15 protein-coding genes are annotated in these 14,784 nt (G+C 61.6%); 12 read left to right on the plus strand and 3 right to left on the minus strand.

Annotated features, from left to right (window positions below):
- Positions 1-72: 72 nt before the first annotated feature.
- Positions 73-243, plus strand: coding sequence for a Flp family type IVb pilin (locus JJE47_13920; protein ID MBK5268521.1), 171 nt, complete (start codon positions 73-75; stop codon positions 241-243).
- Between the two features lie 12 nt (positions 244-255).
- Here the strand turns inward: JJE47_13920 and JJE47_13925 are convergent, their stop codons facing one another.
- Positions 256-1,491: an MFS transporter gene (locus JJE47_13925; GenBank protein ID MBK5268522.1), complete on the minus strand. Its 1,236-nt coding sequence runs from the start codon at positions 1,489-1,491 to the stop codon at positions 256-258.
- Between the two features lie 123 nt (positions 1,492-1,614).
- Between JJE47_13925 and JJE47_13930 the strand changes: the two genes are divergently transcribed.
- From JJE47_13930 to JJE47_13955, 6 genes are read left to right on the plus strand one after another with little or no spacing between them, the layout of a single operon-like run.
- Positions 1,615-2,481, plus strand: a complete 867-nt coding sequence (locus JJE47_13930) for an enoyl-CoA hydratase/isomerase family protein (protein MBK5268523.1) — start codon at positions 1,615-1,617, stop codon at positions 2,479-2,481.
- A 2-nt stretch (positions 2,482-2,483) separates the two neighbouring features.
- Positions 2,484-3,683 (plus strand): CoA transferase, encoded by a 1,200-nt coding sequence (locus JJE47_13935; protein ID MBK5268524.1) that lies wholly within the window; start codon positions 2,484-2,486, stop codon positions 3,681-3,683.
- Complete coding sequence (locus tag JJE47_13940; GenBank protein ID MBK5268525.1) at positions 3,680-4,738, plus strand: amidohydrolase; 1,059 nt, start codon at positions 3,680-3,682, stop codon at positions 4,736-4,738. Before JJE47_13935 ends, JJE47_13940 begins: the two co-directional genes overlap by 4 nt.
- A 17-nt stretch (positions 4,739-4,755) precedes the next feature.
- Positions 4,756-5,259, plus strand: coding sequence for a carboxymuconolactone decarboxylase family protein (locus JJE47_13945; protein MBK5268526.1), 504 nt, complete (start codon positions 4,756-4,758; stop codon positions 5,257-5,259).
- Positions 5,256-6,257 carry an amidohydrolase gene (locus tag JJE47_13950; GenBank protein ID MBK5268527.1) on the plus strand — a complete coding sequence of 334 codons (1,002 nt, stop codon included), beginning with the start codon at positions 5,256-5,258 and terminating at the stop codon, positions 6,255-6,257. The genes JJE47_13945 and JJE47_13950 overlap by 4 nt, the downstream gene beginning before the upstream one ends.
- 9 nt (positions 6,258-6,266) lie before the next feature.
- A complete protein-coding gene (locus JJE47_13955; protein ID MBK5268528.1) occupies positions 6,267-7,235 on the plus strand; it encodes a peptidylprolyl isomerase in 969 nt (322 codons plus the stop codon).
- Here the strand turns inward: JJE47_13955 and JJE47_13960 are convergent.
- Positions 7,232-8,218 (minus strand): Gfo/Idh/MocA family oxidoreductase, encoded by a 987-nt coding sequence (locus JJE47_13960; GenBank protein MBK5268529.1) that lies wholly within the window; start codon positions 8,216-8,218, stop codon positions 7,232-7,234. The two genes, JJE47_13955 and JJE47_13960, sit on opposite strands and share 4 nt — an antisense overlap.
- Entirely contained in the window at positions 8,215-9,318 is a 1,104-nt protein-coding gene (locus JJE47_13965) for a hypothetical protein (protein MBK5268530.1), read from the minus strand. Before JJE47_13965 ends, JJE47_13960 begins: the two co-directional genes overlap by 4 nt.
- A gap of 82 nt (positions 9,319-9,400) precedes the next feature.
- Between JJE47_13965 and JJE47_13970 the strand changes: the two genes are divergently transcribed.
- From JJE47_13970 to JJE47_13990, 5 genes are all read left to right on the plus strand, one after another.
- The gene (locus JJE47_13970; protein ID MBK5268531.1) at positions 9,401-10,780 is read left to right on the plus strand and encodes an MmgE/PrpD family protein; all 1,380 of its coding nucleotides are present in this window, start codon (positions 9,401-9,403) and stop codon (positions 10,778-10,780) included.
- Positions 10,780-11,805 carry a TauD/TfdA family dioxygenase gene (locus JJE47_13975; protein ID MBK5268532.1) on the plus strand — a complete coding sequence of 342 codons (1,026 nt, stop codon included), beginning with the start codon at positions 10,780-10,782 and terminating at the stop codon, positions 11,803-11,805. Before JJE47_13970 ends, JJE47_13975 begins: the two co-directional genes overlap by 1 nt.
- A gap of 21 nt (positions 11,806-11,826) precedes the next feature.
- Positions 11,827-12,831, plus strand: coding sequence for an amidohydrolase (locus tag JJE47_13980; GenBank protein MBK5268533.1), 1,005 nt, complete (start codon positions 11,827-11,829; stop codon positions 12,829-12,831).
- Between the two features lie 101 nt (positions 12,832-12,932).
- The gene (locus JJE47_13985; protein MBK5268534.1) at positions 12,933-13,712 is read left to right on the plus strand and encodes an IclR family transcriptional regulator; all 780 of its coding nucleotides are present in this window, start codon (positions 12,933-12,935) and stop codon (positions 13,710-13,712) included.
- Positions 13,709-14,776 (plus strand): Gfo/Idh/MocA family oxidoreductase, encoded by a 1,068-nt coding sequence (locus JJE47_13990; protein ID MBK5268535.1) that lies wholly within the window; start codon positions 13,709-13,711, stop codon positions 14,774-14,776. The genes JJE47_13985 and JJE47_13990 overlap by 4 nt, the downstream gene beginning before the upstream one ends.
- Positions 14,777-14,784 lie beyond the last annotated feature (8 nt).

Below are 14,784 nucleotides of genomic sequence, written 5' to 3' on the forward strand. Positions count from 1 at the left end.
ACCACTCTCCGTGATAATCTCATCATCAGATACCAAATGGGCCAGGGAGGCAAACGAATGTATGACATGATCATGACCAAGATGGCGATCCTAAAGTCCGAAACCGGCGCCAATCTGGCCGAGTACGGCATTCTGGTAGTTCTCATCGCCGTGGTCGCCATGACAGCAGTTGCATTTGTCGGTAATGAGCTATCAGGCACGTACTCCGACATCGGTAGCGAGATGGTCAAGGCGGGCGCCTGAACCGGTATTCAGCTATTCGTTGCTGAGGGCTCTACCTGCGACTCCCCGATTGATGCGACGCCGTAGGGGTATCCAGGCCAGGGCGATGACGCCCATCCCCAAAGCCGCCAGACCGAAGGCCCAACGAGGGCCGGCGCCGTCGGTCATGCGAGAACCGACCTGAGGGCCGATCACCTGCGCGATTCTGACCACGGTCACCCACATCAGGACCGTGAGCCCGCGGTACTGATCGGTTCCCACCAACGAAGCGAAGGACTGCGCAACCGGCACGAACATTCCAAAGCCGAAGCCGGCGATACCTAGTCCCAGCGCAATATGCCACGGGGCGGCGGCCAGCGCGGCAACGCCCGAGCCGACAGCCATCATCGCAAAGGCGATGGTCATCATCTTGCGGCCGCCAATCCTGGCGAGGATCCGACCGACCTGGAGCGCCACGAGGATGGTGCCGAACTGGAACGACGCCACGATGAACCCGCGCACGTCGACCGGGACGCCGAACTCGAGATCCAGAAACAGTGGCGAGACGGTGAGGCCCAACCCGTGCAGGATGAACACCGCCACCAGGGTGGTGCCAAGCAACCCCAGATAGTCACGCAACCGGCCGGAGGCCTTCATACCTCGCAGCGCATCGGCTAAATGCCCGAGGGGTGGGGCAACGGCTTCCTTGCGAGGGTCCGAGGGCATGCGAGTTGCCCAGGCCAACAATGGGACACCGATCGTGAATATGAGAAATGGTCGGAAGGTTCCCCCCAAGGCCAATTGACCGGAGATGATCGGTCCGGCCATCGACATAAGCGTAACGCCAGTGATGTTGATGCCCATGGCCCTGGTCCTGGCCCTTCCTTCAAAGGCGTCCCCAATGAGCACAATCCCGAGACCGAGGATTCCCGACGTTCCGATTCCCTGACAGAAGCGCATCGCCACCAAACCCCAGAAAGTTCGCGCGAAAAATCCGCCGACTCCGAAGATCGAGAAGATGGTCAGAGCCGTCAGAACGACCCGTCGACGCCCGAACCGATCGGCAAAGTACCCGATCAGGGCCGAAAACAGGATCCCCGGAATCGACACGGCGGCTTGAACCAGGCCGATGTCGCCCCTGGACACACCAAACGCCTCGGCCAGGTCGGGCAGGATCGGCGAGGTGACGGAGAACCCCAGGGTCCCCATGGCCCCAACGGCGATGGCGATGGCCAGCCGCTCATTGCGACTGCCGGCAGTTCCGAAGGGTCGCGTAAGGGACCAGCTCATGTGTACCTCGTGGTTCGAGCGCAAGCGCACCAACTCGGTCGACAAAGTTATCCCCAAGTCCGGATTCAGCCCGTTCCTATAAAATATATACTTTGGCCCCAACCGAGGGAAATCGAGGAGAGCATGACCTATTCAGAGATCGTTTACGAGGTCCGCAATAATGCAGCCTGGATCGGCATCAACCGACCCGAAGTGCGCAATGCATTCAGGGAACAGACCCTCGACGAGATCGCCGACGCCTTGAACTCGACCCGTGAAGATCCCACCATTGTGGCGGCGGTCATCTACGGAGTGGACGGGCACTTCTCCGCCGGTGGAGACTTCCACGCCATGATGAAACTCAACAAGGCCAACTCGGCCATGTGGAACGATCGTATGCAGAAAGTGGCCATGACCTGCCGGAACCTCCCCATCCCGGTCGTTGCCATGGTCGAGGGCGCCTGCGTGGGAGGCGGTCACGAATTGATGCTCTGGTGCGACCTGGTCATTGCCGCCGACGACTCGATCTTCGGTCAGACGGGCGCCAGGGTCGGGGCTTGCCCGACGGTGGGCGCCACCCAATACATCGGCAAACTCATCGGCGAGCGGCGCGCCAAGGAAATGATCTTCCTGTGCAAGCGCTACTCGGGCAAAGAGGCTGCTCAAATCGGCCTCGCCAACGAATCGGTTCCGGCCGCCGACCTGCTCGGCAGGGTCGAGGAAGTGGTCGCCCAGATCAAGAGCTACAGCTCGGCGACGATCCGGGCCACGAAGGTCGCGCTGAATTACGACTCCGACGCCCTCTACCCCGCCTGGCAACATGGCATGGAACTGCTCGCCAACATTTGGGGCACCGAAGAGTCCCTTGAAGGCATGAACGCCTTCCTTGAAAAGCGTCCCGCCGACTTCCATCAGTTCCGTGAGCGCAACAAGGCGGAACTCGACACGTACATGGAAGCCTTCAACACCGGGCAGAACCAGAGTGAGTCGTCCCGCCAGGCCCGGGGTTAGGTTTGGGCGCTCTCGACGGACGCAGAGTCGTTGACCTGACGAGGGTGCTCGCCGGCCCGTTGTGCGCGATGTGGCTCGGCGACATGGGCGCCGATGTCATCAAAGTCGAGCGACCGGGCGGCGGCGACGACACCCGCAGTTGGGGGCCACCATTCGCCGGAACCGAGTCGGCCTATTACCTGGGCGTCAACCGCAACAAACGGTCGGTAACCCTCGACCTGGGTGTCGAGGCAGGTCGCGAGGTGCTCCGAAAGCTCATTACCGGTGCCGATATCGTCGTCGACAACTTCAAGATCGGCACCCTTGATCGCTGGGGGTTCACGGACGAATGGTTTGATGAGCACGCCCCCCGGGTGGTCCGCTGCACGATCTCCGGGTACGGATCGTCCGGTCCAAAGGCGGGCAAACCAGGTTACGACTTCATCCTTCAGGCCGAGACGGGCCTCATGGCCATTACCGGTGAACCCGACGGCGAGTCGATGAAACTCGGCGTGGCAATTGTCGACATCTGCACGGGAATGCTGGCGACCATAGCCATCCTGGGTGCGCTCGACGCGGTGACCCGCACGGGCAAGGGTCAACGGACTGAGGTGTCGTTGCACGACGCCGGTATCCAGATGCTCGCCAACGTGGCCTCCAATCATCTCGTGTCCGGCGAGGAAGCGGGCCGGTTCGGAAACGGGCACCCGAACATCGTTCCCTACCGGACGTACCCGACGTCGGATGGAGAACTGGCGCTAGCTGTCGGCAATGACGGCCAGTTTGCCCGCCTCGCCGAGTTGGTGGGCCACTCGGAATGGGCCACAGACGAACGGTTCGGCCGCAACCGTGACCGGGTGAAGAACCGCGACCTCATCGATGGTCTGATACGTGAGGTGATGATGACCAAAACCAGGGCAGCCTGGCTCGACCTACTCGATCCGGCGGGAATCCCGGCTGGACCCATCAACCGGGTTTCCGAGGCGCTGGCCAGCGAACAGAGCAAGGCCCGGGGCATGGTCACCGAGGTCGACCACCCTGATCTCGGCCCAATCGCCATGGCGGGCATACCTTTTCAGATGTTTGGTACTCCGCCCGACATCCGGCTGGCACCGCCCCGGCTGGGTCAACATACCCGGGAAGTTCTTGACGAATTGCAGCTGACCGAACCAGAAATAGCTGCTTTGGTAGCAGCTGGAACCATAACCATGGAGGATCAATGACCACTGAATGGTGGCCCGAACTGGGCCCGAAATGGAAACCGACCACGGCCACCAAGCCGGCAACGATCGTCATTGACGCCCACAGCCATTTGTCGGTGCCCGCCAGCCAAGCGTTGGCCAACCCCTTCTTCAAGCCGGAGATGGATCCACGGAGCTTCTTCTCTCCTCCCGAGAGCATCCGCTACAACAAAGAACTGCGTGCCACCCAGGTCGACAAGTTCTGCGAACCAGAAGCCCGGATCGAAGACATGGCCAAGCAGGGCGTCGACATGCAGTTGCTGTCAATTGTCCCACCCCAATACTTCTACTGGCTCGATGCCGAAAACGCCGTGCGAGCATGCCGGATACAACATGAGCGCTTCGCCGAAGTGATTGCGCAATACCCGACCCGTTTTGCAGCCGTTGCCAATCTGCCGATGGACCATCCGTCAACGGCTATTGAGGTGATGATCGAAGCTCAGCGTGACTTCGGATTCCACGGATTCGAGATCAGTGGGGACGTCAATGGCGGGGACTTCGACGACCGGCGGTATGACCCGATCTGGGAAAAGGCCGTCGAACTCGACATGACCATCATCATGCACCCCCAGGGTTACACCGACGGGCAGCGCATGAATGATTACTACCTGGTCAACGTCGTGTGTATGCCACTGGCATCGACGGTGGCGGTCTCGCGAATGATTCTCGGTGGCGTTTGGGAACGGTTCCCGGACCTGAAAATGATGGTCGTTCACGGCGGTGGCTACCTCCCGTTCTACTTCGCCAGAACCGACCACGCCTACACCGTGCGGCCAGAGATGCGCCATCACATCTCGCGAAAACCCAGCGAATACCTGCACAACCTGTACTTCGACACGACCGTGTTCGAACCGAAGATGGTCGAATACCTCGTCGACGAGTTCGGCGAAGACCACGTGTTGCTCGGCACCGACTACCCGTTCGACATGGGTCCGACCGACCCCCTGGGGTTCCTCGCCGAAGCGAGACTTACCGAGCAGGCCCGACAACTAATCGTGGGTGGAAACGCCGCCCGACTGTTCAAGATCGAGACGTAGGGGAAATCATGGCGCGCATGCCTTTGTACACGGAGCGAGACGGTCTCGACCCCGCCAGGCTGGGTGTCTTCGATGCAGTCGTCAACAGCCGCGGCTCGATGATCAGACCATACGAAGTGCTGCTCCACGCTCCGGGGCTGGCCCTTCCGGCCGCCGAGCTCGGGGGACGAATCCGTTACCACGGGAGTCTGTCCGATCACGATCGGGAACTGGCCATCCTCACCGCAGGCACGCTGGCGAACTGCCAGTTCGAGTGGGACTCACACGTCGATATCGCCAGACGATCCGGCGTGAGCGAGACCGCGCTTGGATACCTCCAGGGCTCCGCCGAGCAACTCTCCGATGCCGAGAAGCTCATCGTCGGCTTCGTCACGGAACTGGTCGCCGAGAGCACCGTCTCGGACCAGACATTCACCGCGGTCCAGGCGGCGCTCGGGAATGAACAGGTCGTCGAACTGGCCGCCCTGGTCGGGTATTACATGATGCTCGGGTACGTCATGAACGTGGCTGGGGCCTGTTGACCGTCATCGATATCCACGCCCATGTCGCCGACCCCGATGGGATGGCCACCATGGCTCGGCTATACGACAACATCCCCGTGATCGATCGCAACGACGATCACATGTTCTTCCGGTATCCGTCCGGAGTGGTCAACGGGCCGGTTCCGCTCGGGATGGTGAGCGTTGATCGGCGGTTGGCCGATATGGCTGCGTCCGGTGTCACCCACCAGGTGCTCAGCGCCCGGCCCCAGGTGTTCCCATATGACCTACCGGGTGACTTGGGAGGCCAGCTGGCTCGCCTGTTGAATGAGTCGATGGTGAACGTCGCCGCCACGGATCCCGACGCATTCTCCGTGATGATCAGCTTGCCGGTGCAAGCAGTGGAAACCTCCCTGGCCGAGATCACCCGGTGGGCGCCCAACCGGTTGGTACGCGGTGTCATGATCGATTCCAATATCGCCGGGCGCAATCATGCCGACCCCGAATTCGATCCCATCTGGCGGGCCCTTGAGCAAGCCAACCTCCCGGTGCTCGTCCATCCTTATCAGGCCGACGTCGTCGGTAAGGAGCGGCTCAAAGACCATTATCTGTTCAACCTGATCGGCAACCCGGCAGACACGACCATCGCCATCGGCAATGTCGTCTTCGGAGGCTTGCTCCAGAAGTTTCCGGCGCTTCGCTGGTGCTTCGTTCACGGGGGTGGAGTGGCACCGTTTCTGGCAGGGCGATGGGACCACGGTTGGAGCCAGCGCGCCGTAACCCGCCAGAACATCCCCGACCAATTGCCGTCCGAGCTTCTTGGTCAACTCTGGTTCGATTGTCTCGTCCATCGACCGGCGGCGCTTGGGTTCCTCGCCGATCTGGTCGGCTGGGAACGCATCATGGTCGGCACCGACTACCCATTCGATATGGGCATGACCGACCCGGTCGGATTCATCAACTCGATCTCGATGACGGCCGGACAGCGTGAGGCAGTGCTCTTTGGCAACGCCGAAAGGTACCTGCGGCCCCGTGTTTAGAGTGGCCCGGTGAGATTTACCTCAATACTCCTCTCGTTGAGCCTTGCGTTGGCTGCGTGCGGATCGTCTTCGGTAGCCACCCTCGACGGCACCACCATGAGCGAAACCGCACTCAGTGACCTTCACGTCGACATGAGCCAACTGAATGAAGATGAGCTGGCGAGCTCCATTCTCCTGCTCCTGTTGCACGACGCGTTCATCGCCAGGGCCGACCGCGACTTCGGGATCTCCCTCGATGAAGCCATGGTCGAGTCGTTCTATGCCGGCCGGACCGCCCGGTGGCGTACGCCAGACGAAATCGAACTGGGTCTCGCCACCCGTAATGAGCGACCCGCCAGGATCCGCCTGGAATCGGAACTCGACACCATACGCGAACAGGTGAGCGCTCATCTCGTGCGGTCCGAATCACCGGGTTTCGACCTGGACAAGGCATACAACGCGTACCTAATCGACAACGCCCGGGTCTGCGTCCTTCAGATTCAACTGGAAAGCCCTGACCTGTATGACGAAACCAAAGCTCGCCTTGACGCCGGAGAGGCCTTCGCCGATGTCGCCCTCGATGTTTCGATTGATCCGTTCGTCGGGCGTGAGGATGGTGGGGTTGGAACCGGTGGCGATATCGGATGTTCCGCACCTGCCGCTCTCCCAACCGGGATGGATGCCGCCGTCCTGGTCGCTCCGGTCGGCGAAGCGTACGGGCCGGTCACCAGCGACGTCGGAGTCCACCTCCTGTGGGTAGTCGAGCGCGATGCTCCCGCTCTCGGCGACGTTCGCCCCGCCGTGATCGAGCACGCCGTCACCCGCCAGGGTCCTGACCTGTTCCGGGTCTGGGCGGTCGAGGTACTCCAGACGATGAATGTGGAGATTGCCGATCAGTACGGGGTCTGGGGCATGCTGCCCGAAACCGAGCCGGTACCGACCGTTGTGCCCCCGACCAGGATCGGTCAGATCATCAGCGGAGCTTCCGTCGGCGATTAGCGCAGATCAGCCAATTCAACGGTCGCTCCGTTGGATGCTGCCGAAAGGGTCATGGCTTCCAGGATCTCTACGACGGCGACCCCCGCCTCCCCGTCCGTTTCGGGCTGGCTTCCCGTACGGATGCATTCGACAAAATGGGCCAGGTTGTCGGCCACTGCATCGAACGGCTCGTAGCGGCGGTCGGTCTCCTCATCGTCGTTCCCCGTCAGTGTCTTCAGCTGCAATCCGTCCATTTCGCTGCTGGCAACGATCTGAGAACCGTGCGCCGCACAATTGACCAGCTTCGGCGTTCTGAGCGATGTGGTGATGGTGCCGACTACCCCCGACTCGAACTCGATGAGCGCCCCGGTGATGTCATCTATCCCCGCATGGAACCCCATCCGATTACTCAACGCACTCAGTCGAACGGCTGGGCCCGCCCAATACAACAGGTTGTCAGCCATGTGTACTCCGAGCGCCGTCATCGCCCCCGCCGGCGACTCGGTCGGATCGTCTCGCCAGGGCCGTTCGGTTTGCGGACCCCAAATACGCGAGAAGTGCCCCTCGACGAGATAGAGCGTCCCGATGGCCCCTGAGTCGATCAGCTGTTTAACGGCCCTGGTGGCGGGAAGCCGGCGTCGATACTGAGCGACCTGCAGGATGACACCGGCCGTTTCGGCGGCAACAACGCACCGCCTGGCGTCTGAGACGGTCAGGGCCAACGGTTTCTCCACCATGACGTTCAGGCCCGCTCTGGCGACCACTTCGATAAGTTCGACATGGGTGGAGTGGGGGGTGGCAACCAGGACCCCGTCGAGGTCGTCGGTGAGCAGATCGTCGACGGAACGAGCCGGGCGGCATCCGTAGCTGTCGGCAAAGTCCGCCCGAGCGTCGATCGATCTGGCGAAACATGAAGCCAGATCGACTCCGTCGAGCTTCCCAATGGTGGCGGCCAGCTTGTGACCCCAGTTGCCAAGACCGATCAGACCGAGCCGGATCGTCACAGATCCACTCGGAAACGGGCGAGCTTCTCCTCATCGATCTCGACACCTACCCCGGGGGAATCGGACGGGAAGAAGTGTCCGGCGATCGGCAAGAAACGTTCGGTGCACACATCATCGGCCAGGTATTGCGGGGAAATTCCCGATCCAAACCGGAGGTTCGGAACCGCCAGAGCGAGGTGGGCGGCATGGGCAGCCGAAATGCTGGTCTGTCCGGCCATGCCGGCAAAGTGTACGCCGATCCCGGCGGAATCAGCCACTGCGAACACCTCCTGAACACCGATCGGCCCGGCCGCTTTCATCAACTTGGCGACCACCGCCCCGGCGGCCCCAACCGCCAGGTGGGTGTGCAGGTCGTGGGCATCGAAGATCCCCTCATCTCCGGCGATCGTTACCGGACTCTTGCGCACCAGTTCGGCCATGCCCATCAGATCCCACCGGGCTACCGGTTGTTCGACGAACCCTGGTTCGGCATCGGCCACGCCTCGCACATATCGGAGAGCGTCGGTCACATCCCAACCCTGATTGGCATCCGGTAACAGCATCACGTCATCACCAATGGCCTCACGAACCGCGTAGGTGGCGGCAAGGTCGGCGTCGACATCTTTGCCAACCTTGACTTTGACCAGCGGATACCCCTCCTCGACGGCCGCTTTGGCCTCACCGGCCATCTCCTCGGCGCTACCTCCAGAAACATGCCAGATGGTCGGAACCGAATCCCGCGACCGCCCTCCATAAAACTCGAACAGCGGAATTCCGGCGGCCTTGGCCACCACGTCGTGGAGTGCCATTTCCACGGCGGCCCTGGCTCCATGGTTGTACACGGAGATCCGACGCATCAGCGTTCGTAGCTCGTGCAATCTGCGCGGGTCCCGACCAGTCATCACCGGGGCGTACTCGTTGGCGATGAGGTCCGTTGCAGAAGCGAGGCTTTCTCCCGAAAAGTACCTCGCCAGAACACTCTCACCGAGGCCGATCACTCCGTCGTCAGTGGTCACTCTGACGACGATGCAAGTTCGTACATTGACCGTGGCGACCGCCATCTTCAAAGGTCGCCGGACCGGCACCTCGACCGGAATTGCCTCAATATTCCGGATTTTCATGCGACTCCTCCGACGAGCACGAGCTGGATTATCTATATTGCATAATATAGGAACTGGTTAGCCGCCGCCGGAGGAACCCACCGTGACCATTGCAGAACAGTACGCCGACTACGCGCTCGGCCTCTCGTATGAGGACTTGCCGCCCGAAGTGGTGGCTCACACGAAGAAACTGATCCTCGACATCATGGCCAATGCCATCGGCGGGCACGAGTGGTCTGAGTCGGGGCCATCCATCCTGGCCGGCGTTCGTAAACTGAACCGGGCCGGAACCGGTGCGACCGTCCTGGTGACCGGCGAGCAGATGGCCCCCGAATGGGCCAGCCTTGCCAACGGGTCGTTCAGCCATAGCCTCGATTACGACAACCACCATGCCAAAGGGGTCATCCACGCCGGCTCATCGGTTGTCAACACTGCTCTGGCTGCCGGGGAAGAGAACGGATCGTCCGGCAAAGACCTGATTGCCGCGGTGGTGGTTGGTTATGAGATCGCCTGCAGACTGGCGATGGCTCTGGGACCGCACTCGTCCCACGAGATGGGGTTTCATCCCACCGGCACCTGCGCAACGTTTTCCTCGTCAGCGATCGTTGCCAAGTTGCGCGGTCAAAGCGCCGGTGAAATCGTCAACGCGATGGGACTGAACGGGTCCCAGGCGGCCGGATCCATGCAATACGTATTGAACGGAGCCTGGAACAAACGCACCCATACCGGGTTGGCCCCCCACGCCGGCTTTATCGCCGCCACGTTGGCCAGTACCGGGTTCATCGGAGCTGCCGAGGTCTTTGAAGGCACCCAGGGGTTTCTGCAGGGCTACGCCCTTCGACCCAAGCCGGAGGCCGCCACGGCCACGCTCGGGTCGAGCTTTGAGACGATGGAAGTTGCGATCAAGCCCTACTCACTGTGCCGGTACACCCACCAGACGCTCGATCTCCTGCTCGGTATGACAGACGACCACCCCATTGATCCGACTCAGGTACGTTCAATCGTCATCGACATGCCCACCTACGGCGTGCAGTTGTGCGGATCTCCGATCGAAGCGAAACGAAATCCGACGTCGTCGGTCGACGCCCAGTTCAGCGGCCCCTTCGCCGCCGCTCTGGCGATCACGGAACGAAGGGCCGGCATGGACGACTTCGCCGGCGTTCTGGAGCGCGGGCTGTCGGATGAGTTCAAGCGAATCATGTCGGTCACCGATGTCCACCAGGCCGATGACCTCGATGCGATTCACCCGGAGTTCTGGCCAGGACGGGTCACCATCGACGTCGGAGGAGAAGTCACCGAGTTATACAGCAAGCACATGCTCGGCGAAAAGGAACGCCCCATGTCGATGGAACAAGTCCAGGCGAAATTCGCGGAACTGAGCCCCAACCACGACGAAACCACCCGCCAAGCCGTGTACGCGGCTATCGACAACCTTGAGAACCTCACTACCAATGATCTCATCGCACCACTGAGGAGGACCTGATGACGTCCCGCAAACCGATCGCGGGTCCCGCCACCTGGCTGGGACCCGACCTGGCAGCCACCGATACATGGATCCACCGGATCGACGAGAACATGGTCTCAGAAATCGACGCCGCCCTGCGATCGGTCCAATCGGCCGGGCTCGAAGTTCCATTCTCCAAAGAACAGTTCCCCCTTCCAACCGTTTCGGAACTTCTGGCACGAATACCAGATGCGCTGGCCAACGGGCCGGGATTCGCGTTGCTTCGCGGGCTACCGCGAGATCGATACACCACCGAAGAGTGCGTCCTCATCTACTGGGGAATCGCCATGCATTTGGGAACCCCGATTTCGCAGAACACCCGCGGGCATCTCATCGGGCATGTGCGCGATGAGGGTCGATCGTTCAACGACCCGACCGCCCGGGCGTACCAGACCGCTGCCAAGCTCGACTTTCATGCCGACCAGCTTCCGGTCGACATCCTCGGCCTGTTTTGCCTGCGGACCTCCAAGTCCGGCGGGGAGAGCATGTTGGTGAGTGCCCATTCCGTTCACAATGTCGTTCTCGCCGAACGGCCCGACCTTCTTGATGTGTTGTATGACCCGTTCTATCTCGACTGGCGGGGCGAGGAACCAATCGGTGAGGACGGGTGGTATCAGTCGCCGATGTTCAGCGAGGCGGGCGGTTTGGTGACGTCACGGTTCACTTCACGGCAATATTTCAAGACCGTCGTCAGGCACAACCCGGCGTTCGCCCTCACTCCCGAACAGGACGAAGCCCTCGACTTCGTTCAGGAAGTCGCCAACCGCCCCGAGCTGCGATTGGCAATGTCGTTTGAGGAAGGCGACATGCAATTTCTCAACAATCATGTCCTGTTGCACGCCCGCTCCGAGTTCGAAGACTACGAAGAACCCGAACGGAAACGCCACCTCTTGCGGTTGTGGATTGCCTATCCCCCTGAGAAACGACGCCCCTTGTCTCCCCTTCTTTCCGAACGCTACCGGTTCGTCGAGATGGGCGGCATCCCCGCCAAAGCAGAATCGTAAAGCAGCCAACAAGGAGAGACCATGCCAGAAACGATCGACCTGCACGCGCACGCCATCGTTCCCGATGCGCTCAAAGCCATGCAGGCAGCTCAGCCTGACCACGGACCGGTTCTCATCGCCGACGGCGGCCGCCAGTGGTTAAAGTACCCCGCCCGCGAACGGCTTGGTCCGCTCCCCGATGCGATTTTCGATCCGGCGATGCGGCTTCGAGAGATGGACGAACAGCGAGTCGACGTCCAGGTCATCGCCATTCCGCCACCCAACTTTCATTATCACGTGCCCAACGAGGTGGGTATCGACTTCGCCAGGATTCAAAACGATGGCCTGCTCGCGCTCAGCGACAGCCGCCCGGATCGTTTCCAGGTGTTCGGGACGCTCCCCCTCCAGGACATCGAGGCCTCGGTGGCCGAAGTCGAGCGATTGAGCGCCTTCCCCCGGGTCCGCGGTATCCAAATCGGGACGAACGTTTCAGGTACCGATCTCGATGACCCATCATTCGGGCCGGTCTTCGAGGCGCTTGAACGCCACAACTTTCCGGTCTGGTTGCATCCCGACCAGCGGTCTATCGCCGGGATCGATCGTCTCACCAAGTATTACCTCCAGAACTTCATCGGCAACCCCCTCGAGTCGACCATTGCCATGGGCCGACTGATCTTCGGTGGGGTCATGGATCGCCATCCCACCCTGCGGTTCGGATTCGTTCATGGCGGCGGTTTTACGCCCTATCAGCTAGGGAGATGGGATCACGGTTGGGCCCAAAGAACCGAGTCGCAGGAATTCATCAAGGACACTCCTCCCAGCGAATACTTCGGCCGGTTCTGGATCGATTCACTTACCCATGACGCGTTGTCGCTTGAGTTGTTGGGCAGGCGAATCGGATGGAACAAGGTGGTGCTCGGAAGTGACTATCCGTTCGACATGGCGTCAACCGACCCGGTCGGCGGAGTCGATGCCGTCGAATTATCCGAAAGCGACCGCAACCGGGTCTTGAGCGAAAACGCCCAGGACTTCCTCCGCCCGCTCTGACACCACCATCCTCATCGAGTGTGCTTACAGTTCGTACTATCGAGTCTGGATGCACACTCGTTTGGACGACTACGCTCGATCGAAAACCTGACTGAGAGACAATGCCCGAATCCGCCACCGAACCAGACCAGCCCGCCCCGAGCCGCACCATGCTCGAACGCGCCATTCTGATCATCGAGGCCCTGGTCGACGAAGGAGGCCCGGTCGGACCCCGCTCACTCGCCCGAACGATCGACATAGATCGAAGCGCAGTCAGCCGGATCCTCCTTCAGCTTTCCGAACTTGGCGTGGTCGAACGACTGGAAGCCGGGTATCAACCAGGACCGAGACTGTTTGAGATCGCCCGACTGCTCGGAGCCCTCGATACTCTCCCGGCCGCCGCCCATGCCGCCCTCGTGACCCTCGTCAAAGAGTTCGACGAGACGTGCTACGTCTGCGCCATTCATGGCGACTCAGCCGTCTTCCTGTACGAGGAGCAGAGCACCAAACCACTGCGATATGTCGCCGACCTCGGTCGGGCCGTGCCGCTTCACGCCGGTGCTGCCGGCCGGGCCATCCTGTCTGGCATGTCGCGAGCCGATGCCGCCCGACGCCTGGGTCGCGGACCCCTTCCCAGGTTGACTTCCAAGACGACCACTGAAGTAAAGAAGATTCTCGACATGGCCGAGGCAGACGCCGAGCGTGGCTACACGGTGAGCTTGGGCGAACGGGTTGAGGGGGGCGTCGCCGTAGCCGCTCCATACTTTGACCAATCGGGGACCTGCATCGGATCTATCGTCTTCACGAGCCCGGTAGATCGGTTCTCAGATCCTGACCGCGTCGGGGCGGGGGTTAAAGCGGCTGCCGCCGCCATGTCAGCCCGCCTTGGTCATCGCCGATGACCGTCGGCATCGGAATCGTCGGGACCGGCCGGTGGGCCGGAGCTCATGCGAGAGCAGCTGCTCGGAGTGACACCGTCCGACTGGTCCATTGTGCGGCCCGGTCCCAAGACCGGCGAGCGGCCTTCGCAGCCGAGTTCGGCATCGACCGCCACTCCCCCGACATCGCAACGCTCCTGGCCGACCCGGAGGTGCAGGCGGTAGTCGTGTCGACCCCGAACGACCTCCACGTCGAAATGGCCCTGACGACCCTTGCCGCCGGGAAGCCGGTCCTCGTCGACAAACCTATCTCGGTCGACCTGACCACCGGACTCGAGCTCGCCCGGGCGGTGGAACGATTCGGGATCGGACTCGGGGTGGCTCACCACCCTCGACGCCTGGCCGGCCATCGAGCCGCCGCCGACTGGCTCTCCCACAACGACAGCACAATTCGGCTCGCCTATGCCAATTTCTCGAATGCTCGCGGCGCGGCCATGAAACCCGATGCCTGGCATCGCTCAGCGAAGGGTTCGGAGGCAGGCGTGCTCATCCAGGTTGGCATCCATCCCGTGGACACGCTCCTGTCGTTGGTCGGACCAGCCGTGGGGCTCAACGCTCGCTTTTCGTACGGAGTGGTCGGTCCGGACATACCGGACACAGCCGTTGTGACCATGACGCACGCCTCCGGTGCAACTTCGGTGGTAGGCACCAACTGGTCGACGCCAAGCAATTACACCCTCGATCTGTTGACGACAAAAGGCAACCTGCTGTTCACGGCCAATCACGCCTGGTGGACCAAACCCGACTTCGACCACCATTCCGAGCTCCTCCTCGACGTCGATGGCGCCGACCCTGAACCCCTGGCTCTCGACGCAGGCGATCCTCTCAGAGATCAGCTGGACGAACTGGGCGCCACCGCACTCGGCACTGGCGAGATGACCGTCGACGTCTGGGACGGCCTGAGAGCGATGGGGGTCGTCCTCGGAGCCGTCGAGTCGGCCCGACGACAGGGGGCCTACCTGTCGCTGGAGACCGCCTTCGGTGAAGCCGGGGCAACGGACGCCGAACTGGCAATTCTCCTCGGTTGACGTCTCGC

The organism is Acidimicrobiia bacterium, assembly GCA_016650365.1.
Classification (GTDB): domain Bacteria; phylum Actinomycetota; class Acidimicrobiia; order Spongiisociales; family JAENVV01; genus JAENVV01.

Coding starts and splice junctions, on each gene's coding strand:
- JJE47_13990 (MBK5268535.1), top strand. CDS start 13,709: ATGACCGTCGGCATCGGAATCGTCGGGACCGGCCGGTGGGCCGGAGCT.
- JJE47_13940 (MBK5268525.1), top strand. CDS start 3,680: ATGACCACTGAATGGTGGCCCGAACTGGGCCCGAAATGGAAACCGACC.
- JJE47_13985 (MBK5268534.1), top strand. CDS start 12,933: ATGCCCGAATCCGCCACCGAACCAGACCAGCCCGCCCCGAGCCGCACC.
- JJE47_13920 (MBK5268521.1), top strand. CDS start 73: ATGACCAAGATGGCGATCCTAAAGTCCGAAACCGGCGCCAATCTGGCC.
- JJE47_13965 (MBK5268530.1), bottom strand. CDS start 9,318: ATGAAAATCCGGAATATTGAGGCAATTCCGGTCGAGGTGCCGGTCCGG.
- JJE47_13945 (MBK5268526.1), top strand. CDS start 4,756: ATGCCTTTGTACACGGAGCGAGACGGTCTCGACCCCGCCAGGCTGGGT.
- JJE47_13930 (MBK5268523.1), top strand. CDS start 1,615: ATGACCTATTCAGAGATCGTTTACGAGGTCCGCAATAATGCAGCCTGG.
- JJE47_13980 (MBK5268533.1), top strand. CDS start 11,827: ATGCCAGAAACGATCGACCTGCACGCGCACGCCATCGTTCCCGATGCG.
- JJE47_13925 (MBK5268522.1), bottom strand. CDS start 1,491: ATGAGCTGGTCCCTTACGCGACCCTTCGGAACTGCCGGCAGTCGCAAT.
- JJE47_13975 (MBK5268532.1), top strand. CDS start 10,780: ATGACGTCCCGCAAACCGATCGCGGGTCCCGCCACCTGGCTGGGACCC.